A 22,002-nucleotide genomic window follows, 5' to 3' on the forward strand; every position below is an offset into this window, starting at 1 on the left:
TTGTGAAGCGGATCGTACTGGACACAAACGTTCTGACGGCAGGTTTGCGAAGCAGGAATGGTGCATCGTTCGCTATCTTGCAACTGGTTGCGGACCGGCGGGTTTGCCCATTGGTGACGACAGCGCTGTTTCTTGAATACGAAACCGTTCTGTCCCGACCCGAGCAAATGGCGATTCACGGGTTGTCCACTACGGATTTAGATGGACTGTTGGCCGGCTTTGCGGCCTTGGCCGAGCCGGTCGAACTGCACTTTCTCTGGCGTCCGCAATTGAGCGATCCGAAGGATGAGATGGTGCTGGAAGCGGCGATCAACGGTCGGGCGGATGCGTTGGTGACTCACAATCGCCGGGATTTTGTGGCTGGGGCAGGCCGTTTCGATGTCCAAGTCGTAAGCCCGGCTGAGTTCCTGGAAGGATTTCGAACATGAGCAAAGCGACTTATCCGTTGAAACTCCCGCTTTCGGTCAAGGAGGCGGCCATGCGCTTGGCAAAGGCCGATGGCGTGTCGCTCAATCAGTGGATCGCTTCGGCCGTGGCGCAGAAAGTTGGGGCAATGGAAACAGCGGCCGAGTTCCTGCGTCGTCGGACAGGCGATGCGTCCGCTGACGATTTTGGAAAGCTGCTTGAGCGGGTTGCTGCCGGACCTCCGCAACCTGGCGATGAGCTTCCGCCTGATCGACATTGATCAGCGACATTTCTTTCGCCAATTCTTGGCAGTCAGCCGGTAGAACACATGTCGCTTGAGCGCGGGATGGCTGTCGGGAATGCCGGGGTGGTCGAAGTCGGCGGACGGATCGGCGGTCATGGCGAGGCGTTGCATGACGGCGTAGAGCGGTGGTTGTCATAGACCGCGAAAGACACGATCTCGCCAAGGCCGAGGGTTTCGAAGTCGTGGGCCAGCCAGGCTTCCGAGGCTTCAGTGACATAGCCTTTGCCCCAGAATTCAGGCGCCAGCCGCCAGCCGATCTCGACGGTGCCGGCCGGCAGGAACGGCATATGCTCGGTTCCGGTGATGCCGACAAAGCCGATGCATTCACCGGTGGCGATGATCTCGGCGGCGGCAAAGCCATAGCCGTCGCGGTCGGTCACGCCTCGCAACTCGTCCATCTTGGCATCCGCCTGGGCGCGGTCGCGGCGGAACGGAAAGAACTCCATCACCTGTTCGTCGGAGTTGATGCGGTGGAACAGGTCGCGGTCGCGATCTTCCCAGTTGCGCAGGATCAGGCGCTCGGTACGCATTGGTTTCATTGCACAAACTCCTCCTGCCTGTAGCCTTGCACATAAAGCAGCGCGGTCAGGTCGCCATGATTGATGCGGACCTTGGCCTGTGCCGCCACCGTCGGCTTGGCGTGGAGCGCGACACCGGTACCGGCCAGGCGGATCATGTCGAGATCATTGGCGCCGTCGCCGACGGCGATGGCGTCGGCGGGCGTCAGGCCGAGGCGCGCTGAAATTTCGATCAGCGCGTCCGCCTTGGCGGCGCGGCCGAGGATCGGCTCGCCGACAAGGCCGGTGAAGCGGCCATCCTGCTCGAGCAGGCGATTGGCACGGTTCTCCTGGAAGCCGAGCATGGCGGCGATGCGCGTCGTGAAGACCTCGAACCCGCCAGACACGAGTGCCGTCCAGGCGCCGTTGGCGCGCATGGTCCGGACCAGAACACGGCCGCCCGCGGCCAGCGTCAGGCGATTGGCGACGATGCGATCGACCACGGCGGCGTCGAGGCCCTTGAGCAACGCCACCCGCTCGCGCAAAGCCGGTTCGAAGGCGATCTCACCATTCATGGATCGCGCGGTGATGGCCGCGACATGATCCTTGACGCCGATCTCGTCGGCCAGCTCGTCGATGCATTCCTGGTCGATCATGGTCGAATCCATGTCGGCGATCAGGATTTTCTTGCGGCGGGTTTCTGCCTCTTGGACGATCACGTCGACCGCCTCGCCGGCGAGTGCCTTGCGCAAGACGGCACTCGTAACGGCGGCGTCGGCTGCCTCAGGCAGGACGAGATCGCAGGCAATAGCTTCAGCCAGCCAGACAACAGCGCTTGCGCCGACCGACCGTGAGGCCATATTCGCAAGCGACAGCGACAAAGCGCGCTCAGTGGGACGGGAAACAAGCGTGGCGACGAGCGGCATGGAACATTCCGGCGGGCAGGCGGGCAAGGGCCGCGTGAAGAACGCGATCCTGATAGCCGGGCCGACCGCCAGCGGCAAGTCGGCGCTTGCGCTCGATCTGGCGGAGCACAGGGGTGGCGTGATCGTCAACACCGATTCCATGCAGGGCTATTCGGTGCTCGACGTGCTGACCGCCCGGCCGGAGGCGGCCGACCTCGCCCGCGCACCGCATTATCTTTATGGCCATGTCCAACCGGCCACCGCCTATTCCACCGGCGCCTGGCTGCGCGACGTGATGAAGCTGATCGACGACGGCACATTCTTCGAACGGCCAGTGATTTTCGTCGGCGGCACCGGGCTCTACTTCCGCGCGCTGGCCGAGGGCATTTCGGAAATGCCCGACATTCCGCAGCGGGTCCGCGACCGTTGGCGCTATGAGTTGAAGGAGCAGGGCGCCGTCAAGCTGCACAGCCTGCTGCTGCGCGAGGATTCGGCGGCCGCCATGATGTTCAAGCCAACCGACAGCCAGCGCGTCGTGCGGGCATTGGAGGTTCTCGATGCGTCTGGCCGTTCGATCCTGGAATGGCAGGCGGAACGCGGCCAGCCGCTCATCGACCGGGAAAGCGCGCGTTTCCTGGTGATCGATCCGGATCGGGCGGCGTTGGTCGCTCGCATCGACAAACGCTTCGACCAGATGCTGGACAAGGGCGCGCTGGACGAGGTCAAGCGGCTTGCGGCACTTGGCCTCGATCCCGAATTGCCGGCGATGAAAGCGATCGGCGTTCGCGAACTGCAGGCAGCGATGGCCGGAGAGATTGGCTTTCCCGAGGCAATCGAACGCGCCAAGATCGCGACCAGGCAATATTCCAAGCGGCAAACCACCTGGTTCAGGCATCAATTGGGGCCGGAATGGCTGAGGTTGCGCCCCGGTGATGATCTGGAAACCACGATCTCAGCGCTTGCTTCCGATGCAACCTGAAAAGTTTACCTGCAAGGAAAGGTTCCCGTTGTGGTTGTCTGAATTAACCCTCCGTAAGCCCGCCCATGCCATAAGATCAGTGGGCACTTTTCCAACGGGGAGCAGATGCGTTTCCACAAGGCGGAATCAGCATTTTTCGTCTTTATATTCGTGATCCTGGCCGCCGGCCTGGTGACGCTGCATGCTTACGGACTTCTGCAGTCCTTCGCCGACGAGTTGCATACGGCTTCGGGTCTGGACAAGGTCATCTATCTCAACAAGCTCTTGTTCGCGACCGGCGTGCTCCTGGCCACCGCGCTGTTCTTCGGCATTTTCTTCATCTATCCGCTGATCCGCAAACAGGCGACGGAGGAAGGCAAGCTGCGCGCCATGACGGTCTCGCTCAGCGCGCGCTCGGAAACACTCGAGCATGCGGCGTTGACCGACGGCCTGACCGGCATGCAGAACCGGCGCTATTTCGATGATGCGCTGAAGGAGTATCTTGAGGAGTTCCGGCGCATCGAAAAGCCCGTCGGGCTGATGATCCTCGATCTCGACCATTTCAAGCAGGTCAACGACACCCACGGCCATGACATCGGCGACGAAGTGCTCAAGGCCGTCGCGAACTGTCTCAAGGACATGACGCGCTACCACGATGTGGTGGCGCGATTGGGCGGCGAGGAGTTCGCCGTGGTCACGCCCAACATGGACGCCGAGCTTCTGGGCAAGTTTGCCGAGCGCATCCGCAAGGCGATCGCCAACATGTCGGTGCTGTCGGGCAATGTCCGCCTCAAGATCACCACCAGCGTCGGGCTCGCCGTCTGGGACCGCAAGGAAACAGCGGAAGAGTTCTATCGCCGCGCCGACCGCCAGCTTTACGAAGCGAAGAGGCAAGGCCGCAACCGCGTCTGCGCCTAAATCCCATCACTGAATTCGTGAGGCTGACCGTCTGGCGCCGTTTTCTGCGCTTCCGATGCTCACGGACTCAAATGTCCGCTCCGCTTCGGTTCTCGAAAACAGCACCACCCGACTCAGCCTGACGAATTCCCTGACGGGATTTACCCAGGCTTTTCCAATGGATATCGGAAGCCCTGACTTGGGTGCTCAGACCCATCCGCCGATGTGCGTGACGCCCAAACTCAATCGTTTTGCGGGCGCAGGCCGAAGGTTGCGGGCTTTAGGCCGTAGCGCATGTCGAAATCGTCGTCCGATGGCGCGCGTGCGGCGGGTGGCTTGCGGTAGTCGGGATCGCCGGCCTGGCGGCCTGAATCGACGACCTCGGCGAAGGCCATCGCCTGCTGCGTTGATTTCGGCACGTTGCGCAGTCGTTCCACGATCGCCACCAGATCGACATCGTCGCCGGCTTTCGACGAGGCGGCTTCTTCGCGCTTGGCGGTGCCAGGAAGCAGGTGGCTCGGCAGTTTTTCGAACTTCAGCCGCATGGTCGTCGCCACGCCTTCGCCGAAGGCGATGGCTTCGCGCTGGCCCATGGAGGACAGGAAGGCAAGCGTCGAGGCGGAAGAATCGGCAATCGCCGAGCGGATGATCGCCTGGTCCTGCTCATTGGCAAGCCGCATGGCGAAAAAAGTCGAGCATTGCGACAGGATGGTCGGGTCGAGCTCGCCAGGGCGCTGGGTGACGACGCCGAGATAGCAGCCATATTTGCGGCCTTCCTTGGCGATGCGCGACAGCGCGTGCCTGGTCGGCGCGAAGCCGAGACGCGGGTCGGCCGGCATATAGCGGTGCGCCTCTTCGCACAAAAACAGAAGCTGCAGCTTGCCCTCGCTCCACAGAGCGAGATCGAAGGCCAGGCGCGCCAGCACCGAGCAGACGGAATTGACCACTTCCGACGGCATGCCGGCCATCTCGAAGCAGGTTACCGGGCGGCCATGATGCGGCACGCGGAAGATGTTGCCGATCGTCTCGTGGATGGTGTCCTCGATCAGGCGCGAGTTGAACATGAAGCGGTAGCGTGGATCGGCCGCAGCCGATTCGATGCGCGTCTTCAGCGATTTGAGCGTCGGGCGATCGGTCTTGCTTTCGAGCATGCCCATGCGCTCATCGATCTGCTTGAGCAGGTCGGCGATGCGGTAAGGCACCGGAGTATCGGCGGTCAGCGCATCGCTGCCGCGCCTGATATAGGAGCCCGAATTCGGGTTGCGGTAGAGATTCTTGGCGGCCGGAATGAGGTCGCGCAAGGCGTCGATTTCTTCCGGCTCGGTCTCGCGGCCCCGGAACAGCACCTCGGCGAATTCCTCCAGCGTGAACATCCAGAACGGAAGATCCAGGGTTTTGGAATCGACCCTGACGCAGTATTCGGGCAGCGATGCAGCGAACTCGTTGTGCGGGTCGAGGATCAGGATGCGCAGATCCGGCCGTGCCGCGATCGACTTGCGCAGCAGCAGCGAGACGGCGGTGGATTTGCCGACGCCGGTGGTGCCGACAATGGCGAAGTGACGCGCCAGCGTATCGTCGATGGCGATGTTGGCGGCGATCGTCTCGTCCTGCGCGAGCGTGCCGATCGTGATCGAATGACGCCCCGCGAGGTCATAGACCGCCTGCAGGTCGCGGGTGCGGATGCGATGCGCAACGGCGCCGATATGCGGATAGGTGGTGATGCCGCGGTCGAAGACCGGTTTGGCGCCGGGCTCTGCTCCGTCACGGACTTCGCCGATCAGCTCGATGCTGACCTCGATGGCGTTCTGGCCCTCATTGCTCCACGCGCGGTCCGACTTGCCGATTGCGTAGACCAGGCCGACGGTTCGCGTCGATCCGAGATTGATGGAAATCATCTTGCCGACCGTCCACAGGCCGGTCACCGCGCCGTCGGCGTCGTTCGCGTAGGCGCTGATGGTGGCGCGCGCGCCATCGCATTGCACGACATTGCCGAGGATGCGCTTGTCGTTCTGCTCTGCGTCGCGGCGCTCCTGCGATGTCGGTTCTCCAACGGAGGCTTCGCGTTCGACATACATGGACAGGCCAATCCCCATTTCCCCTGGAGCATCGATGCTACCCGAATGGGGTTAAGGCCCGATGAGGTCGGATGGTGTAGAGAGCATTAAGGGGCTCGTGGAAATTGTCGCAAGGCGGCTCTTCTCCGGCGTCTATTTTTCGCTATAATAGACATATGGATGATATAGCGAACGACATTTCCTCGACGATCGGCCGCAGGATACACGCCGAAAGGATCGTGCGCGACTGGTCCCTGGCCGAACTCGCGGAGCGTTCCGGCGTCTCGAAGGCGATGCTCAGCACGATCGAGCGGGGCAAGACCAGCCCGACGGCGGCGCTTCTGGTGCGCATCGCGTCGGCCTTCGGCATGACGCTGTCGACCTTGATCGCACGCGCGGAATTGCAGGGCGGCGGGATATTGCGCGAGGCCGACCAGCCGGTGTGGCGCGATCCCGACACCGGCTATGTCAGGCGGCATCTTTCGCCGGCTGGCGATATGCCGCTGGAACTGATCAAGGTGCATCTGCCGGCGGGCGCCAAAGTCAGCTTTCCGGCGGCCTCCTACGCTTTCATCAAGCAGCAGATATGGCTGATTTCCGGGCGGCTCGAATTCATCGAAGGTGAGGCGGTGCACAAGCTTGTATCAGGCGACTGCCTGGCGCTCGGGGCGCCGTCGGACTGCACCTTCCATGCCCTCGAGCCCGGCGCCGACTATCTCGTCGCGCTGGTCAGGGGCTGACACAATGGCAAGAAGACCAAAGCGCTCCCATAATGGGGGGCCGCCTCTCGATGAGTACAAGAGCCCGCCATGGGGCAAGGGCGATCCCTACATCTTTCTTGCCTGGCAGGCCGCCCATGCCAAGGCGTGGAAGGCGCCGAGCCACGAGGTCATGCTGCTGCGCATGGACAGAGCCGAGCGGCTTGGCCTGACCTATGAGGAGTACACGCTCGAGATCCTCGAGCGCGGGCGGCATCTCGGGCACGAAGACGCCGACCGCATCAGCGCCATCAAGGCGGCGCGAAAGCGACGCCGCGCGCGCCATCTGGACTGACAGCAATGCGCCCGCTTCTATCTCAATCACAGGATATCCTGCACATGAACTCGATCGAGATCGCAACCCTGAACCCGGCTGCCGAGACGCAGGACATGCTGGCCGAATTGCTGGTCGCAACGGTGGCGGCCGGCGGTTCGGTCAGCTTCATGCATCCGTTGGCGCCGCAGGCGGCAAGGACGTTCTGGGAAAAATCGCTGGCCGCGGCGGCAAGGGGCGAAAGATCGGTGCTTGGCGCCTGGGATGGCAAAAACCTGGTCGGCACCGTGACCTTGCTGCTCGACTGCCCGCCCAACCAGCCGCACCGGGCCGAGATCGCCAAACTGATGACATCAGTCGACCACCGGGGCAGGGGTGTGGGAACGCGCCTGATGCGGGCCGCCGAGAGCCTTGCGGTGGAGAAAGGCCGCACGCTGCTGGTTCTGGACACGGCAACAGAGGAGGGCGCTTCCGGCCTCTATGAGCGGCTGGGCTTCACGCTGGCCGGCGAGATACCGGACTATGCCCTGAAGCCGCATGGCGGGCTGACCGGCACGCTGATCTACTGGAAGCGGATCAGGCCAATCTCGTAACCAGTCATGCCGGCGCCGAACCGGAGAGGCGCGACAGCAGCCACTTCCGGAAATCCTGCTCGGCACCGGTCAGGCGCGCGGTCGACGCCTTGGTCAGGAAATGCCCCGATGTGCTGGAAAGTTCATAGTCGGAAAGCCTGACCAGCGTCTTGCTGTCGAGCGCCGCATCGACCAGCGGCCGCGAGCCCAAAAGCACGCCGGCGCCGGCGCTCGCCGCCTCCATGGCGGTAACGAAACTGTCGAAGCGGTGCGATCGCCTGGGATGGCCAGCCAGTCCAGCGGCGGCGAACCATTCCGCCCACATCTCGCGCGCGCCGGCGACCAGAAGCAGCGGTTGGGAAGGCCAGTCGTCGTCGCCGGCGAGCGCAGGTGCGGCCACCGGCACGAGCCGCTCGGCGGTCAGCCTGTCGGCTTCGCGGCCGGGGAAGGATCCGTTGCCGAAGCGGATGTCGAGCACCGAGCCCGGCAGATCGTAGTCAGCAGGGCGATGGATCGTCACCAGATCGAGCTGGATGCGCGGCAGTGACTTTGCCAGATCGGGCAGCGCCGGAACCAGCATGAGCAAGGCAAAGGAGATCGGCGCCCGGATGGTCACGGTCTGGACGGCACGCGGCTCGAACAGTTCCGCGGTGCTGTTGCCGATGGTGGCGAAGGCCGACTGGATGTGAGGCAGGTAGGCTGCTCCCTCCGGCGACAGTGCGACGCCCCGCGCCAGCCGCGAAAACAAACGTGTCTTGAGCCGCTCCTCGAGAAACCGGATGTGCTGGCTGACGGCTGCCTGGGTGAGACCGAGCTCGGCTGCCGCCGCGGTGAAATTCGACAGCCGCGCCGCCGCCTCGAAACTGCGCAGCCAGTCCAGAGGCGGCACCGGTGTATTTGTACGAGCCATTAGTATTCTGCGGTCATTGGCTAAAAAATGATAATTTGAGTTATGTCTGTCGCGCGATCAACATGCAATCGAAACCCTGCGGATCAGGCTGCGGGGGACGCAATGGACAGGAACGGATCTCCATGCTCACCCAGGCGCGGATCGGCGACGAAGGCAGAACAATCGACCTTGGCTGGCAGGACGGGTCGCGCAGCCGTTTTCACGCCATGTGGCTGCGCGACAATGCGCTGGACGACAAGACGCGCAGCGCCGGCAATGGTCAACGGCTCATCACCATTCTCGACATTCCCGCCGACACCAGGATCGGCGCCGCGTCGATCAAAGGCGGCGCCCTGGAAGTCAGCTTCGTGCCCGAGCAGAAGACGGTCAGCTTTCCCGCGGCATGGCTGAGCGCCAATGCCTATGATCGTGACGCAGGCCGCCAGCCCGGCTGGACAGGCGAGGCCACCGTGCGATGGACCAAGGCCTCGATGCAGAATTCGGTGCCGCGCGCCGGCTATGTTGCGGCCAGCCGCGATCGCGCTGTGCTGGGGCAATGGCTGTCGGCGGTGAAAACCTATGGCTTCGCGGTGATGGATGATCTGCCGACCGAATCCGGGGCACTGTGCAAAGTGTCCGATCTGTTCGGCTATATCAGGGAGACCAATTACGGGCGCTGGTTCGAAGTGCGCGCCGAGGTCAATCCGAGCAATCTCGCCTACACGAATCTCGGCCTCCAGGCGCACACCGACAATCCCTATCGCGACCCTGTGCCGACGCTGCAGATCCTGTCCTGCATCGAGAATACGGTTGAGGGCGGCGAGTCCAGTGTCGTCGACGGGTTTGCAGTCGCGGCTGCGCTGCAGGCTGAGAACCCGGAAGGCTTCCGGCTGCTGAGCTCATGCCCGGCGCGCTTCGAGTATGCCGGCTCTTCCGGCGTGCGGCTGCAGGCGAAGCGGCCGATGATCGAGCTCGGGCCCGATGGCGAGCTGATTTGCATCCGCTTCAACAACCGCTCGCTGGCGCCGACGGTCGACGTGCCGTTCAGCGATATGGAAGCGTACTACGCCGCCTATCGCCGGTTTGCGGAACTGATCGAGGATCCATCCTTCGAGGTGACGTTCAAGCTCGAAGCGGGGCAAGCGTTCATCGTCGACAACACCCGCGTCATGCATGCCCGCAAGGCGTTTTCCGGTACCGGTAAGCGCTGGCTGCAGGGTTGCTACGCAGACAAGGACGGTCTGCTGTCGACGCTCGCGGCAATCGAGCACGGGTTCAAGGAGGCGGCGGAATGAGCGGCCAGGATTTGAACGCGGACACCATCGTCGAGTTCATCGCCGACATCTTCGAGCGCCGGGGGCGCCGAATCCTATCTCGGCGAACCCGTCACCATGTCGGAGCACATGCTGCAGGGTGCCTGGTTCGCTGAAAAGGACGGCGCGCCGGACGAACTGGTGGCGGCGGCGCTGCTGCACGACATCGGCCATTACACCAGCGAGTTCGGCACCTATTCACCCGAGGATGTCGAGGACAAGCATCATGACGAGGCCGGCGGCGAGGTGCTGGCGCCGTTCTTTCCACCTGTCATCGTCGAATGCGTCAGGCTGCATGTCGCCGCCAAGCGCTATCTCTGCGCCACCGACCCGACCTATTTCGGCAGGCTTTCGCAGGCCTCGGTGCACACGCTGTCGCTGCAGGGCGGGCCGATGAATGCCGAGGAGGTCGCCGAGTTCCGCAAGAACCCCTTCCATGAGGAAGCGGTCCGGGTCCGCATCTGGGACGAGAGCGGCAAGATCGCCAACATGAAGACACGGGCATTTCGCGATTACGTGCCGCTGCTGCAGCGGGTGGTGACGCAGTTCGCCGCGGGCAAGCCGGCGTAAATTCCCCAGGGAAGGAGGCAGGGTGCAAGCCGTGCCTCCTTCTTTCTTCCGGCTTTGCCGGAATGGCGCTCGGCTATCCCTTATGGTGCACCTGCTGCAGCCCGTAGACCGGCGTCGGCAGGCCTGCCTGCCTGGCCTTCAATTGCAGCGACAGAAATTGCGAATAGTGACGTGACTGGTGCAGATTGCCGCCGTGGAACCACAGCGCTTCCTGTTGCGTCGGCTTCCACATGTTGCGCAGCTCACCTTCCCAGGGGCCGGGATCCTTGGTGGTGTTCGAGCCGAGGCCCCAGCATTTGCCGACCTTGTCGGCGGTTTCGCGGGATATCAGATCGGCGGCCCAGCCGTTCATCGAGCCGTAGCCGGTGGCGTAGACGATGAGGTCCGCAGGCAGTTCCGACCCGTCGCTGAGCAGAACAGAGTGCTGCTTGATTTCCTCGACGTCGACGCCGCTCTTCAGCTTGATCGAACCATCGATGACCAGCTGCGAGGCGCCAACATCGATATAGTAGCCGGAGCCGCGCCGGAGATACTTCATGAACAGGCCGGATTCGTCGTCGCCCCAGTCGAGCATGAAGCCGGCCTTTTCCAGACCCTTGTAGAATGCCGCGTCGCGCTTCTTCATCTCGGCATAGGCCGGGATCTGGAACTCGTGCAGAATCTTGTAGGGCAGCGAAGCGAAGATGAGATCAGCCTTGGCGGTGGTGATGCCATTCTGCAGCGCCTGCTCCGAATAGAGCGAACCCAGTCCGATTTCCATCAACGTGTCGGACCTGGAGATATGGGTGCTCGAGCGCTGCACCATGGTCACGTCGGCGCCGGCTTCCCAAAGTGCCGCTGCGATGTCATGGGCGGAATTGTTGGAGCCTATGACGACGGCCTTTTTGCCGGCATAGGCGTCGGGACCCGGGTGCTTCGAGGAGTGGTGCTGGTCGCCCTTGAAGGTCTCCATGCCCTTGAATTTCGGCAGATTGGCCTTGCCGGACTGTCCGGTGGCCAACACCAGCTGCTTCGGCTTCAGCGTGATGTCCTTGCCGTCGCGGTGGACGAGAACGGTCCATTCCTTCGTCTTGTCGTCATAGGACGCGCTTTTGGCCTCGGTCGAGGACCAGTAATTCAGCTCCATCACCTTGGTATACATTTCCAGCCAGTCGCCGATCTTGTCCTTGGGCGAGAAAACCGGCCAGTTCTTCGGGAAGTCGATATAGGGCAGATGGTCGTACCAGACCGGGTCATGCAGGCACAGCGACTTGTAGCGCTTGCGCCAGCTGTCGCCGGCCCGCTCGTTCTTCTCGATGATGATGGTCGGCACGCCAAGCTGCCGCAGCCGCGCGCCGAGCGCGATACCGCCCTGGCCACCACCGATGATCACCGTATAGGGCTGCGTCTTGAAGCCGAGCTCGGCGGCTTCCCTCTCGCGTTCTTCTTTCCATGTCGGACGGTTCTTGCCCGAGCCGTGCCTGGCCCCCATCGGCCGCGCAAAGCCTGCCGGCTCCTCGTGGCCTTTCAGTTCGGCCATGGTGGTCAGCAACGTCCAGATCTTGCCGTTCTTCAGCCTGATATGGCCGAAGCCGCGTGCCACTTCCGTCTCGAAGCTGATCCAGCCCTCGATCAGTTCGCCGCTCTCGGTCGTGTCCTCGCCCTTGGCGATGGCGAAGTGCGAGGGCCTGGTGTTCGACAATTGGCTTTTCAGCATGTCGCGGACCTGGTCGCGGCCTTCCATGGTCTTGATGTTCCAGGTGAAGGTAACGAGGTCGCGCCAGTAGCAATCCTCTTGAAAGCAATCGACCGCCTTCTCGATGTCATTGGCAGCAAGCGCGGCGCCGAATTGATCGAGCAGGTCGGACAGTTTCTTGCTAGGGGCCTTGTTCTTGCTAGAGGGCTTGTCGAGCATCAGGTTTCCTCCCGTGAAATCCAGATCGTCATGGTGGTGGCTCCGCCGGGCTCGCCGCCGGACGATCAAGTATCGTCAGAGATGGCGGCCCTCGTCACGCCCCACCATAGTTTCCAGCGATTTCAATGGTCTATCCTATAAATGAGATCGCCGGACGGTTTCGGAATCGCCCGGGCGCCGGAAACGAACGTCCCATTTGTGAATGCCGCGCCGGTCGCGCAAAATTGATGGTCAAATGCCGCAATGCGGTCACCGAGGCCGATGACAACCGATCGGTGAGAAGCCGGGAAGCGGTGGCGGGCAACAGGACGGTTCCCGGGATTTTCTGGATGCGGAACTCTGGAGCCCGTTATGATCATCATACCTTTTATCCAAGCGTCTTCATGTCGCTCCCTTAGCCGGCGTGGACGCGCAGCGGCAATGGCCGCGGTCATGGCCTTGAGCGCGACCCTGACCGGCCCGCTGGTGCTGCCCGGAACGCAGGCGCATGCGGCGGAAATTGCCGTTACCGTCCGCGAAAGGCTTTCGAACTATGGCGGATGGCGAACCTCCAGCCGCTTCGGCGATGTCTGGGTTCCCTCGGTCCGTACCGAATGGCGGCCCTACACCGAAGGCAGGTGGGTCTGGACCGACGATGGCTGGTACTGGCAGTCCACCGAGCCATTCGGCGATGTCGTCTATCACTATGGCCGCTGGGCCTACGATCCCGATTTCGGCTGGGTGTGGATCGCCGGCGATCAATGGGCGCCAGCCTGGGTGGTGTGGCGCCAGGGCGGCAATGACGTCGGTTGGGCTCCAGCGCCGCCCAACGTCGGTGTCGCCTTCGACGACGCCTGGTGGTGTTTCGTGCCTGTGGCGGCGATCGGCGCGGTCGATCTGGTCAGGGTGGTGCGGCCGGTGCAGGAAAACGTCGTCCTCATGCGCAACACGACGATCATCAACCAGACGGTCCTGGTCAACAATGCGCCGCACGTGCGGCTTGGCAATCAGGTGGTTGCAATCAATGCCGGACCCCGGCTGCAGCAACTCCCGAAGCCCGTCATCGAGTCGATCAAGGCGGCAAAATTGGTTCCTCCGCGCAAAGGCGTGTTTGCCAGTGCACGGCTCGATGCTTCCAGGGGCGCCGAGATCAAGAGACTTGCCGGCAATACAAAGGGGAACGGGCAAATCGTGGCGGGCTCCAAGACTGCGATCGGCGGCAAGGCCATTTCCCCCGGCGCGGTGGCTGCCAGCAATCCGGCCGTCGTGAAGCCTGGCGACTCCGTGCGCAAGCGGATGGTCGCCGGCAACGGCGCGAAGGCCGATGCGCTCAAGCTGCATGTCGACAGGACCGCGGGCGACGGACGCATCGTTGTCAAATCGTCGCCCAAACCGGTTTCGCCCAAGCCGGTTTCGGGGCAGCGTCTTGCACTCGGTGGCGGGCAACAAAAGCCGCATCAGCAGGCGCTGGCAATGCACATGCCCCAGCACCATGGCCCGGCAAGGGTGGCACCCCACCATCCGCCAGCGAAGATGCAGGCCAGGAAGGCGTCCAAATGCGATCCACGCGTTTCCCGCTGCAAGGCGCCGGGCTGACCACCTCGATCGTGCCGGCACGCTGTGCGCGCCGGCGCGATTTTTCCCGTTGACAGGCTGCCTTGCCCGCCCTTAGTGTCCGCCACCATGAAAACGGCACTCATTCTCGTAGGAAAGCGCGTGGGCAAGGCGGTGTAACCGCCGGGCGAAAACCCCCCATGCGCAAGACACAGGCTCCCTCGGGGGCCTTTTTTATTGCCTGAAACACGACTAAACGACCAGCAAACGCCCAATGGCGACAGTACGGGACCAGACCGATGAGCAACGGACAGAACGAGCGGCGCGAGATGACAGGTGCCGAAATGGTGGTGCAGGCGCTGAAGGACAATGGCGTCAAGCATGTCTTCGGCTATCCGGGCGGCGCTGTCCTTCCGATCTATGACGAGATCTTCCAGCAGGACGATGTCGAGCACATACTGGTGCGCCACGAGCAGGGCGCCGGCCATGCAGCCGAAGGCTATGCGCGCTCGACCGGCAAGGCCGGCGTCATGCTGGTGACCTCCGGCCCCGGTGCCACCAATGCCGTGACGCCGCTGCAGGACGCGCTGATGGATTCGATCCCGCTGGTCTGCCTGACGGGGCAGGTGCCGACCTCGCTGATCGGCTCCGACGCTTTTCAGGAATGCGATACGGTTGGCATTACCCGCCCCTGCACCAAGCACAACTGGCTGGTGAAGGACGTCAACGAGCTCGCTGCGACCATCCACGAGGCTTTCCATGTCGCGACCACCGGCCGCCCCGGTCCGGTCGTCGTCGATATCCCGAAGGACGTGCAGTTCGCCAGGGGATTCTACGTCCCGCCGCAGATCGCGCCGCGCACCAGCTACCAGCCAAAGGTCCAGGGCGACCTGGAAAAGATCAAGGCGGCGGTCGAGCTGATGGCCGGTGCCAAGAAGCCGATCATCTACAGCGGCGGCGGCGTCATCAATTCCGGCCCGGAAGCGAGCCATCTGCTGCGCGAACTGGTCGATCTCACCGGTTTCCCGATCACCTCGACGCTGATGGGCCTCGGCGCCTATCCAGCATCGGGCAAGAACTGGATGGGCATGCTCGGCATGCACGGCACCTATGAAGCCAACATGGCCATGCATGACTGCGACGTGATGATCTGCATCGGCGCGCGTTTCGACGACCGCATCACCGGGCGGCTGACCGCCTTCTCGCCGAACTCGAAGAAGATCCACATCGACATCGATCCGTCGTCGATCAACAAGAACGTCCACACCGAGGTCCCGATCATCGGCGATGTCGGCCGGGTGCTGGAGGATATGGTGCGTTTGTGGCGTGCGAGCGCCAAGGCCGACAAGAAGGCGCTCTACCCCTGGTGGGAGCAGATCGCCAAATGGCGTGCGCGCGACTCGCTCGCCTACAAGATGAACAACGACGTGATCATGCCGCAATACGCCATCGAGCGGCTCTACGAACTGACCAAGGGTCTGGACACCTACATCACCACCGAGGTCGGCCAGCACCAGATGTGGGCGGCGCAGCACTATCATTTCGAGAAGCCGAACCGCTGGATGACGTCGGGCGGGCTGGGCACGATGGGTTACGGCCTGCCGGCGGCACTCGGCGTGCAGATCGCGCATCCAGGCGCGCTGGTCATCGACATTGCCGGCGACGCCTCCGTGCAGATGACGATGCAGGAGATGAGCGCGGCCGTGCAGCACGACGCGCCGATCAAGATCTTTATCTTGAACAACCAGTATATGGGCATGGTGCGGCAGTGGCAGCAGTTGCTGCACGGCAACCGGCTGTCGCATTCCTACACCGAGGCGATGCCGGACTTCGTCAAGCTGGCCGAGGCCTATGGCGGCCACGGCATTCGCTGCGAGAAGCCGGACGAGCTGGACGACGCGATCAAGGAGATGATCTCGGTCAGGAAGCCGGTGCTGTTCGACTGCCGCGTGGCGACGCTCGCCAACTGCTTCCCGATGATTCCGTCGGGCAAGGCGCACAATGAGATGCTCTTGCCCGACGAGGCGACCGACGAGGCGGTGGCCAATGCCATCGACGCCAAGGGCAGGGAACTGGTGTAGCCGGCAGAACCAAGGCAGGGCTGTCGCAAGAAAGCCCCGCGCAAACAGAGAATTAGCTCAAGAGCTTGAAAAACGAGATTCATGTCATGAACGCACAGCTACAACCGACCGGCTCCGCCTATTTCATCGCCAAGGAGACGGAAAAGCCGGAAAACCACACGCTTTCCGTGCTGGTCGACAACGAGCCGGGCGTGCTTGCCAGGGTCATCGGCCTGTTTTCCGGGCGTGGCTACAACATCGAGAGCCTGACCGTCTCCGAGACCGAGCATGAAAAACACCTGTCGCGCATCACCATCGTGACGCGCGGCACGCCGCATGTGCTGGAGCAGATCAAGCACCAGCTCGAGCGCATCGTGCCGGTTCACCGCGTCGTCGACCTGACCGTGCGTTCGCATGAATCCGGCCAGGAGCGGCCGCTGGAGCGCGAACTGGCGCTGGTCAAAGTCGCGGGCACCGGCGAGGCCCGCGTCGAGGCGTTGCGGCTGGCCGATGCGTTCCGCGCCAGCGTCATCGACGCCAACACCGAGCATTTCATCTTCGAGATCACCGGCAAAGGCTCCAAGATCGACCAGTTCATCGCCATCATGAAACCGCTCGGCCTGGTCGAAATCTGCCGCACCGGCGTGGCAGCGTTAAACCGCGGCCCGCAGGCGATGTAGGACTTCGGCGGGGCTGGCGTCGAACGCGTCAGCCAGTTTCCATGGTGAGGCCGTCCGTAGCCTTTGCGGGGTCGCCGAGAAGGGACAAGATGCTGACTTGTCAGGGAAGATATCCATGTCGCTCGACGCATTCCTTGCCCTGCTTGTCTACGCCTTCGTGACGTCGATCACGCCGGGGCCAAACAATCTCATGCTTCTGGCATCGGGCGTGAATTTCGGCCTCGTCAGAACCGTTCCGCACATGCTGGGCATCAGCATGGGTTTCCTCGTGCTGCTGCTTGCCGTCGGTCTTGGCCTCGGCGCTGTGTTGACGGCGTTTCCGGCGCTGCATACCGCGCTCAAGATCGCCGGCGGCGCCTATCTTTTGTACCTCGCCTGGAAGATCGCCATGTCGCGCACGCTGACCGGCAAGGGCGAGACGAAAGCGCGGCCCATGCGCTTCATCGAGGCAGCCGCATTCCAGTGGGTCAATCCCAAGGCGTGGGTGATGGCGATCACCGCCATGGCCGTCTATGCCAATGCCGAGCACCCGTTCCTGTCGGTGGTGTTGATCGCCGTGGCTTTCACCATCGTCAATTTGCCGAGCGTCTCGGTGTGGGCTGGGTTCGGCACCGCACTGCGCGGTTTCCTGTCGGACCCGGTGCGGCTGAAATGGTTCAACATCGCCATGGGCGTGCTGCTGGCGGCGACGCTTTGGCCGATGCTGAGGTAGGCCCGGGGCGCATCATCTGATCTTTAAGGGACAGGATCCGGAGTCTCGGGCGTACCGCCCAGATCGGGATTGAGCCCGTGTTGCACATCCGTTGTGCAGTGCACATTAAATCTTCGTAATGCCGCCTTTTGGCCCTTTTCCGACAAAGGCGTGTCCTATCTATTCGGCGAAATCGCGGCAACGGGCCGCGTTGGAATAGAACCATCGGACCACGACGTGTCGGGTGGAGAGGGCCTTTGACCATGCGTGGAAAAGTCGTTCTTTCGTTGCTGGCCGTCGCCTGCCTGGGTGCGGCCGGGTGGCTTTATCTTTCGCCCGACGTGCTTGGCAGGGTCCAGCAGGTTATCGGTGCAAAGCCGGTTACCGCGCCGGACAAACAGGCCCCGGCTTCGGACAAGAAGGCCGACAATGCCGGGCGCTCGGCCTCCATCCTCTCGGCCGTCGCCTCGACAGCCGATTTCCCGATCCGGCGTTATGCGATCGGCTTCGTCTCCTCTCCCGCCGTCGTCAACATCAACGCGCGGGTGTCCAGCCAGATCGTGTCGATCGACGTCAAGGACGGGCAGATGGTCAAGACCGGCGATCTGCTGTTTTCGCTCGATGACCGGGCGCTGAAGGCGCAGCTAGCCAAGGATCAAGCGGCGCTGGCCAAGGATCAGGCGATGCTCGCCAGCTCGCAGTCCGATCTCCAGCGCGCCAAGGATCTGGTCGCCAAGCAGGCAGGCACGCAGCAGACCTACGACCAGGCCGTCGCCGCGCAGAAGGCTGCCGCAGCGACTGTCGATGCCGACAAGGCGACAATCGACGCCGACAATGTCCAGCTTGGCTTCGCCACGATCACGGCGCCGATTTCCGGCAGGCTGGGCGCTGTCAGCGTCGCCGTCGGCGATCTCGTCACCGTCAGCAATGGCAACAGCAGCACGGCGACCCCGCTGGTGACCATCACCCAGATGGACCCGCTGCAGGTCAACTTCAATCTTCCCGAGAGCAATCTGGCCCTGCTGCACAAGGCGCTCGCCGACCCGCAGCAGGGCGCGGTGACGCTGACCAAGGATGGCGACCCGACGCCGATCGGCAAGGGTACGCTCGATTTCGTCGACTCCAGCGTCGACACCGCGTCGGGCACGATTGCCACGCGGGCAAGCATTCCCAATGCCGATCTTTCGCTATGGCCCGGCCAGTATGTGAATGTCGTGCTCGACGCCGGCATCATGCCGCAGATGACATCGGTTCCCACGGTCGCGGTGCAGCCAAGCCAGAAGGGGCCGTTCGTCTATGTGGTCAAGCCGGACAACACGGTCGAGATGCGGCCGGTGCAGGTGGCGCTGACCGAAGGCGACAACAGCGCCATCAGCCAGGGGCTGAAAAGCGGTGAGAAGGTTGTCACCGAAGGTCAGACAAGGCTGAAGGACGGCGCCGCCGTGCATGAAGGCAAGGCCACGGCGAGTGCAGCCGCGCCCAAGGTGGCCGAGGCGACCAACGCCGGCGAGGCGGCCCAATGATCTCCGAATTCTGCATACGCCGACCCGTCGCCACCCTTCTGATGTCGTTCGCCCTCGTGCTGGGCGGGCTGTTCGCCTACAAGTTCCTCCCGGTGGCCGCACTGCCCAGCGCCGAATTCCCGGTGGTCAATGTCTCGGCTTCGCTGCCCGGCGCCTCGCCGGAAACCATGGCGACATCGGTGGCGACGCCGCTGATCAAGCAGTTTGCCACCATCGCCGGCATCGATTCGATCTCGACCACGAACTCGCTTGGCCAGACCTCGATCGCCATCCAGTTCGTGCTCAACCGCGACATCGATGCGGCGGCGGCCGATGTGCAGGCGGCGATCGCGCGCACGCAGAAATCATTGCCGCCGCAGATGACGGCGCCGCCGAGCTATCGCAAGGTCAATCCGGCCGACGCGCCGATCCTTTTGATGTCGCTGGTCAGCGACACGGTTCCGCTGACCGATCTCGATGCTTTCGCGGAAAATGTCATCTCGCCGTCGCTGTCGACCATCGACGGCGTGGCGCAGGTCTCGATCTTCGGCCAACAGAAATACGCGGTGCGCATCCAGATCGACCCGACCGCGCTTGCCGCGCGCGGCATCTCGATCGATCAGCTGCAGGCGGCGGTCGCCTCGGCCAACAGCAACACGCCGCTGGGCGTGCTGCAGAACGACAAGCAGCAGCTCACCATCACCGCCAACACGCAGCTGACCGACGCCGCCGGCTTCTCCAACATCATCATCGCCACCAAAAACGGTCATCCCGTGCGGCTGGGCGAGGTGACCCGCGTGGTCGATTCGGTGCAGACCACCACCACCGCAAGTTGGTACGATGGCACCCGCGCGATCATCATGGCCGTGCAGCGCCAGCCCGATGCCAACACTGTCGACGTCGTCGACAAGGTCAAGGCGATGCTGCCGTCCTTCAAGGACCAGATGCCGGCCGCCGCCGACATCAAGCTGCTTAACGACCGCTCCAGTTCGATCCGGCAGGCGGTCAGCGACGTGCAGTTCACGCTGTTGCTCACCATTGCCCTGGTGATCATGGTGATCTTCGTGTTCCTACGCCGGGTGACGGCGACCATCATCCCGGCCGTGGCTGTGCCGATCTCGCTGATCGCCACGCTCGGCGCGATGTTCCTGTTCGGCTTTTCCATCGACAACATATCGCTGATGGGCCTGACGCTGGCGGTCGGCCTCGTCGTCGACGACGCCATCGTGATGCTTGAAAACATCTTCCGCCATATGGAGGAGGACGGGCTGTCGGCCTTCGACGCATCGCTGAAGGGCGCGCGCGAAATCGGCTTCACCATCATCTCGATCTCGATCTCGCTGGTGGCGGTGTTCATCCCCGTGCTGCTGATGGGTGGCGTCATCGGGCGCATCTTCAACGAGTTCGCCGTCGTGGTGACGGTCGCCATCCTGGCGTCGATGTTCGTGTCGCTGACGCTGACGCCGATGCTGTGCTCGCGGCTGCTGTCGGTGACCAAAGCCGACCGTGACAAGCATGGCCCCGGTCATAAGCAGGACCTCGTCACCCGCGGCTACGACAGGGTCTTGAGCTTCTGCCTGCGCCACACCTTCCTGGTGTTCCTCGTCTTCGTCGGCACCGCGGCAGCGTCGGTGTGGCTGATCCAGACTTCGCCGAAGGGTTTCTTCCCGCAGGAGGACATCGGCCAGATATCGGTGACCACCATCGCACGTCAGGACATCTCTTTCGATGCCATGTCCAGGCTGCAAGGACAGGTCGCCAGCGTCTTCTCGCATTCGCCCTATGTCGACCATGTGGCGTGGTCGGCGGGCAGCGGCAACAATGCGCTCAATCAGGGGCAGCTTTTCGTCCAGCTCAAGGGCAAGGACCAGCGCCCCGATATCGAGAAGGTGCTTTCGGATCTGCGCAAGCAACTGGCCGGCGTGGCGGGCATCGAGACCTACATGCAGCCGGTGCAGAATTTGAGGCTGGGCTCGCGGTCGTCGGCAAGCGCCTACCAGCTCGTGGTTCAGGGCCTTGATACCGGCCTGACCGATATTTGGGCGCAGAAACTGAACGACGCGATGGCGGCCGACCATGCGAACTTCACCGACGTCACCAGCGACCTGCAGAACAATGCGTTGCAGGCGACGCTGGTGGTGGATCGCGACAAGGCCGCCCAGCTCGGTATCGATACCGACACGTTGCGCTCCGCCCTCTATGGCGGGTTCGGCACCGACCAGGTTTCGACAATCTTCGGTTCGGCCGACAGCTACGAAGTCATCACCGAGCTCGATCCAAAGATCGAGTGGTCGCCCGAGCGGATGCTGGCCATCCAGATGAGGACGGCGAGCGGCAGTCTGGTTCCGCTCGGCGCGTTCGCCCGGGTCGATCGCACGGCCGGCGCCCTGACTGTCAACCAGCTCGGCCAGCTTCCAGCCGTGACCATCTCCTACAATCTGCCGCAGGGCGTGGCGCTGGGCGACAGCGTGACGCGCATCAATGCGCTGAAGGAGCAGATCGGCATGCCGACGGTGATCTCGACCACCTTCGCCGGGACGGCCAAGACCTTCCAGGATTCTCTTGCCAACCAGGGTTTTCTGGTCGGCGGCGCAATCCTGACCATCTACATCGTGCTCGGCATCCTCTACGAGAGCTTCATCCACCCGCTGACAATCCTCACCGGCCTGCCGTCGGCTGTGCTCGGGGCGGTTGTTGCCTTGCGCTTCGCCGGTATGGATCTGTCTGTCATCGCGGTGATCGGCATCCTGATGCTGATCGGCATCGTCAAGAAGAACGGCATCATGATGGTCGACGTCGCGCTTGAACTGCGACGAGACGGCATGTCCGCGACCGAGTCGATCCACAAGGCCTGCCTGATGCGGTTCAGGCCGATCATGATGACGACGCTGGCGGCACTGATGGGCACATTCCCGATTGCGCTCGGCACCGGCGCCAGCGCCGAACTGCGCCAGCCGCTGGGCGTTGCCGTTGTCGGTGGTCTGCTTGCCTCGCAGGCGCTGACCCTGTTCGTGACGCCGGTGATCTATGTCTACATGGAGAATTTCTCTGGCTGGCTGGTCGGGCTTTGGTCGAAGCGCAAGGGCGAGCCAGGCCCGGTCGAAGCGGGGGATCAGCCGTCGCTATTCGAAGCCAGGGAAGACATGCTGCCCGAACCGCAGCGGGCGGCGGCCGAATGATGTGACAGGGCCAGCGCCATGTGCCGTTGGCCCAAGCCGTTGCGCTTGCGGCGGCATCACTGGAAAC

19 protein-coding genes and 2 pseudogenes are annotated in these 22,002 nt (G+C 63.0%); 15 read left to right on the forward strand and 6 right to left on the reverse strand.

Features of this window, described 5'->3' with window-relative positions; genetic code table 11:
• Nucleotides 1-2: 2 nt before the first annotated feature.
• Both NKK51_RS06600 and NKK51_RS06605 read left to right on the forward strand, forming a co-directional pair.
• A complete protein-coding gene (locus tag NKK51_RS06600) occupies nucleotides 3-428 on the forward strand; it encodes a putative toxin-antitoxin system toxin component, PIN family (RefSeq protein ID WP_023813070.1) in 426 nt (141 codons plus the stop codon).
• The gene (locus NKK51_RS06605; RefSeq protein WP_023813069.1) at nucleotides 425-685 is read left to right on the forward strand and encodes a hypothetical protein; all 261 of its coding nucleotides are present in this window, start codon (nucleotides 425-427) and stop codon (nucleotides 683-685) included. The genes NKK51_RS06600 and NKK51_RS06605 overlap by 4 nt, the downstream gene beginning before the upstream one ends.
• Here NKK51_RS06605 and NKK51_RS06610 read toward each other — a convergent pair.
• Together NKK51_RS06610 and serB are read right to left on the reverse strand one after the other, a co-directional pair.
• Nucleotides 686-1,248, reverse strand: a pseudogene (locus tag NKK51_RS06610) (GNAT family N-acetyltransferase).
• Nucleotides 1,245-2,132, reverse strand: a complete 888-nt coding sequence (gene serB / locus NKK51_RS06615) for a phosphoserine phosphatase SerB (RefSeq protein WP_023813068.1) — start codon at nucleotides 2,130-2,132, stop codon at nucleotides 1,245-1,247. Before serB ends, NKK51_RS06610 begins: the two are co-directional and overlap by 4 nt.
• Here serB and miaA point away from each other — a divergent pair.
• Together miaA and NKK51_RS06625 are read left to right on the forward strand one after the other, a co-directional pair.
• A complete protein-coding gene (gene miaA / locus NKK51_RS06620; protein ID WP_031213588.1) occupies nucleotides 2,131-3,090 on the forward strand; it encodes a tRNA (adenosine(37)-N6)-dimethylallyltransferase MiaA in 960 nt (319 codons plus the stop codon). The genes serB and miaA overlap by 2 nt on opposite strands.
• 105 nt (nucleotides 3,091-3,195) lie before the next feature.
• Nucleotides 3,196-3,987, forward strand: a complete 792-nt coding sequence (locus NKK51_RS06625) for a GGDEF domain-containing protein (RefSeq protein WP_023813066.1) — start codon at nucleotides 3,196-3,198, stop codon at nucleotides 3,985-3,987.
• A gap of 221 nt (nucleotides 3,988-4,208) precedes the next feature.
• Here NKK51_RS06625 and NKK51_RS06630 read toward each other — a convergent pair whose 3' ends face one another.
• A complete protein-coding gene (locus tag NKK51_RS06630) occupies nucleotides 4,209-6,041 on the reverse strand; it encodes an ATP-binding protein (protein WP_023813065.1) in 1,833 nt (610 codons plus the stop codon).
• A gap of 155 nt (nucleotides 6,042-6,196) precedes the next feature.
• On the opposite strand from NKK51_RS06630, the gene NKK51_RS06635 reads away from it, so the two are divergent.
• From NKK51_RS06635 to NKK51_RS06645, 3 genes are read left to right on the forward strand one after another with little or no spacing between them, the layout of a single operon-like run.
• On the forward strand, nucleotides 6,197-6,760 hold the full coding sequence (locus NKK51_RS06635; protein WP_127293128.1) for an XRE family transcriptional regulator: 564 nt from the start codon (nucleotides 6,197-6,199) through the stop codon (nucleotides 6,758-6,760).
• A gap of 4 nt (nucleotides 6,761-6,764) precedes the next feature.
• The gene (locus NKK51_RS06640; RefSeq protein WP_352551875.1) at nucleotides 6,765-7,073 is read left to right on the forward strand and encodes a hypothetical protein; all 309 of its coding nucleotides are present in this window, start codon (nucleotides 6,765-6,767) and stop codon (nucleotides 7,071-7,073) included.
• Nucleotides 7,074-7,117: 44 nt separating this feature from the next.
• On the forward strand, nucleotides 7,118-7,645 hold the full coding sequence (locus NKK51_RS06645; protein ID WP_352551877.1) for a GNAT family N-acetyltransferase: 528 nt from the start codon (nucleotides 7,118-7,120) through the stop codon (nucleotides 7,643-7,645).
• 4 nt (nucleotides 7,646-7,649) lie between these two features.
• Here NKK51_RS06645 and NKK51_RS06650 read toward each other — a convergent pair whose 3' ends face one another.
• Nucleotides 7,650-8,534 (reverse strand): LysR family transcriptional regulator, encoded by an 885-nt coding sequence (locus NKK51_RS06650; RefSeq protein ID WP_352551879.1) that lies wholly within the window; start codon nucleotides 8,532-8,534, stop codon nucleotides 7,650-7,652.
• Nucleotides 8,535-8,656: 122 nt separating this feature from the next.
• Between NKK51_RS06650 and tmpA the strand changes: the two genes are divergently transcribed.
• Nucleotides 8,657-9,808, forward strand: a complete 1,152-nt coding sequence (gene tmpA / locus NKK51_RS06655; RefSeq protein ID WP_352551880.1) for a 2-trimethylaminoethylphosphonate dioxygenase — start codon at nucleotides 8,657-8,659, stop codon at nucleotides 9,806-9,808.
• A pseudogene (gene tmpB, locus NKK51_RS06660) lies at nucleotides 9,805-10,396 on the forward strand ((R)-1-hydroxy-2-trimethylaminoethylphosphonate oxygenase). Before tmpA ends, tmpB begins: the two are co-directional and overlap by 4 nt.
• A 73-nt stretch (nucleotides 10,397-10,469) precedes the next feature.
• Here the strand turns inward: tmpB and NKK51_RS06665 are convergent.
• Both NKK51_RS06665 and NKK51_RS06670 read right to left on the reverse strand, forming a co-directional pair.
• Nucleotides 10,470-12,290 (reverse strand): NAD(P)-binding domain-containing protein, encoded by a 1,821-nt coding sequence (locus tag NKK51_RS06665; RefSeq protein WP_352551881.1) that lies wholly within the window; start codon nucleotides 12,288-12,290, stop codon nucleotides 10,470-10,472.
• 122 nt (nucleotides 12,291-12,412) lie between these two features.
• Nucleotides 12,413-12,652, reverse strand: coding sequence for a hypothetical protein (locus tag NKK51_RS06670; protein ID WP_352551883.1), 240 nt, complete (start codon nucleotides 12,650-12,652; stop codon nucleotides 12,413-12,415).
• Between the two features lie 58 nt (nucleotides 12,653-12,710).
• Here NKK51_RS06670 and NKK51_RS06675 point away from each other — a divergent pair, with 58 nt between their 5' ends.
• The 6 genes from NKK51_RS06675 (at nucleotide 12,711) to NKK51_RS06700 (ending at nucleotide 21,935) form a co-directional block, all read left to right on the forward strand.
• Entirely contained in the window at nucleotides 12,711-13,865 is a 1,155-nt protein-coding gene (locus tag NKK51_RS06675; protein ID WP_352551884.1) for a DUF6600 domain-containing protein, read from the forward strand.
• 257 nt (nucleotides 13,866-14,122) lie between these two features.
• Nucleotides 14,123-15,904: an acetolactate synthase 3 large subunit gene (locus NKK51_RS06680; RefSeq protein ID WP_081734942.1), complete on the forward strand. Its 1,782-nt coding sequence runs from the start codon at nucleotides 14,123-14,125 to the stop codon at nucleotides 15,902-15,904.
• An 86-nt stretch (nucleotides 15,905-15,990) separates the two neighbouring features.
• Nucleotides 15,991-16,563 (forward strand): acetolactate synthase small subunit, encoded by a 573-nt coding sequence (gene ilvN, locus NKK51_RS06685; protein WP_023757090.1) that lies wholly within the window; start codon nucleotides 15,991-15,993, stop codon nucleotides 16,561-16,563.
• Between the two features lie 115 nt (nucleotides 16,564-16,678).
• Complete coding sequence (locus NKK51_RS06690) at nucleotides 16,679-17,275, forward strand: LysE family translocator (protein WP_127293144.1); 597 nt, start codon at nucleotides 16,679-16,681, stop codon at nucleotides 17,273-17,275.
• A gap of 242 nt (nucleotides 17,276-17,517) precedes the next feature.
• Nucleotides 17,518-18,777 carry an efflux RND transporter periplasmic adaptor subunit gene (locus NKK51_RS06695; RefSeq protein WP_352551886.1) on the forward strand — a complete coding sequence of 420 codons (1,260 nt, stop codon included), beginning with the start codon at nucleotides 17,518-17,520 and terminating at the stop codon, nucleotides 18,775-18,777.
• Nucleotides 18,774-21,935, forward strand: a complete 3,162-nt coding sequence (locus tag NKK51_RS06700; protein WP_128305792.1) for an efflux RND transporter permease subunit — start codon at nucleotides 18,774-18,776, stop codon at nucleotides 21,933-21,935. Before NKK51_RS06695 ends, NKK51_RS06700 begins: the two co-directional genes overlap by 4 nt.
• Nucleotides 21,936-22,002 lie beyond the last annotated feature (67 nt).

Source organism: Mesorhizobium sp. M0011 (assembly GCF_040324155.1).
Classification (GTDB): Bacteria; Pseudomonadota; Alphaproteobacteria; order Rhizobiales; family Rhizobiaceae; genus Mesorhizobium.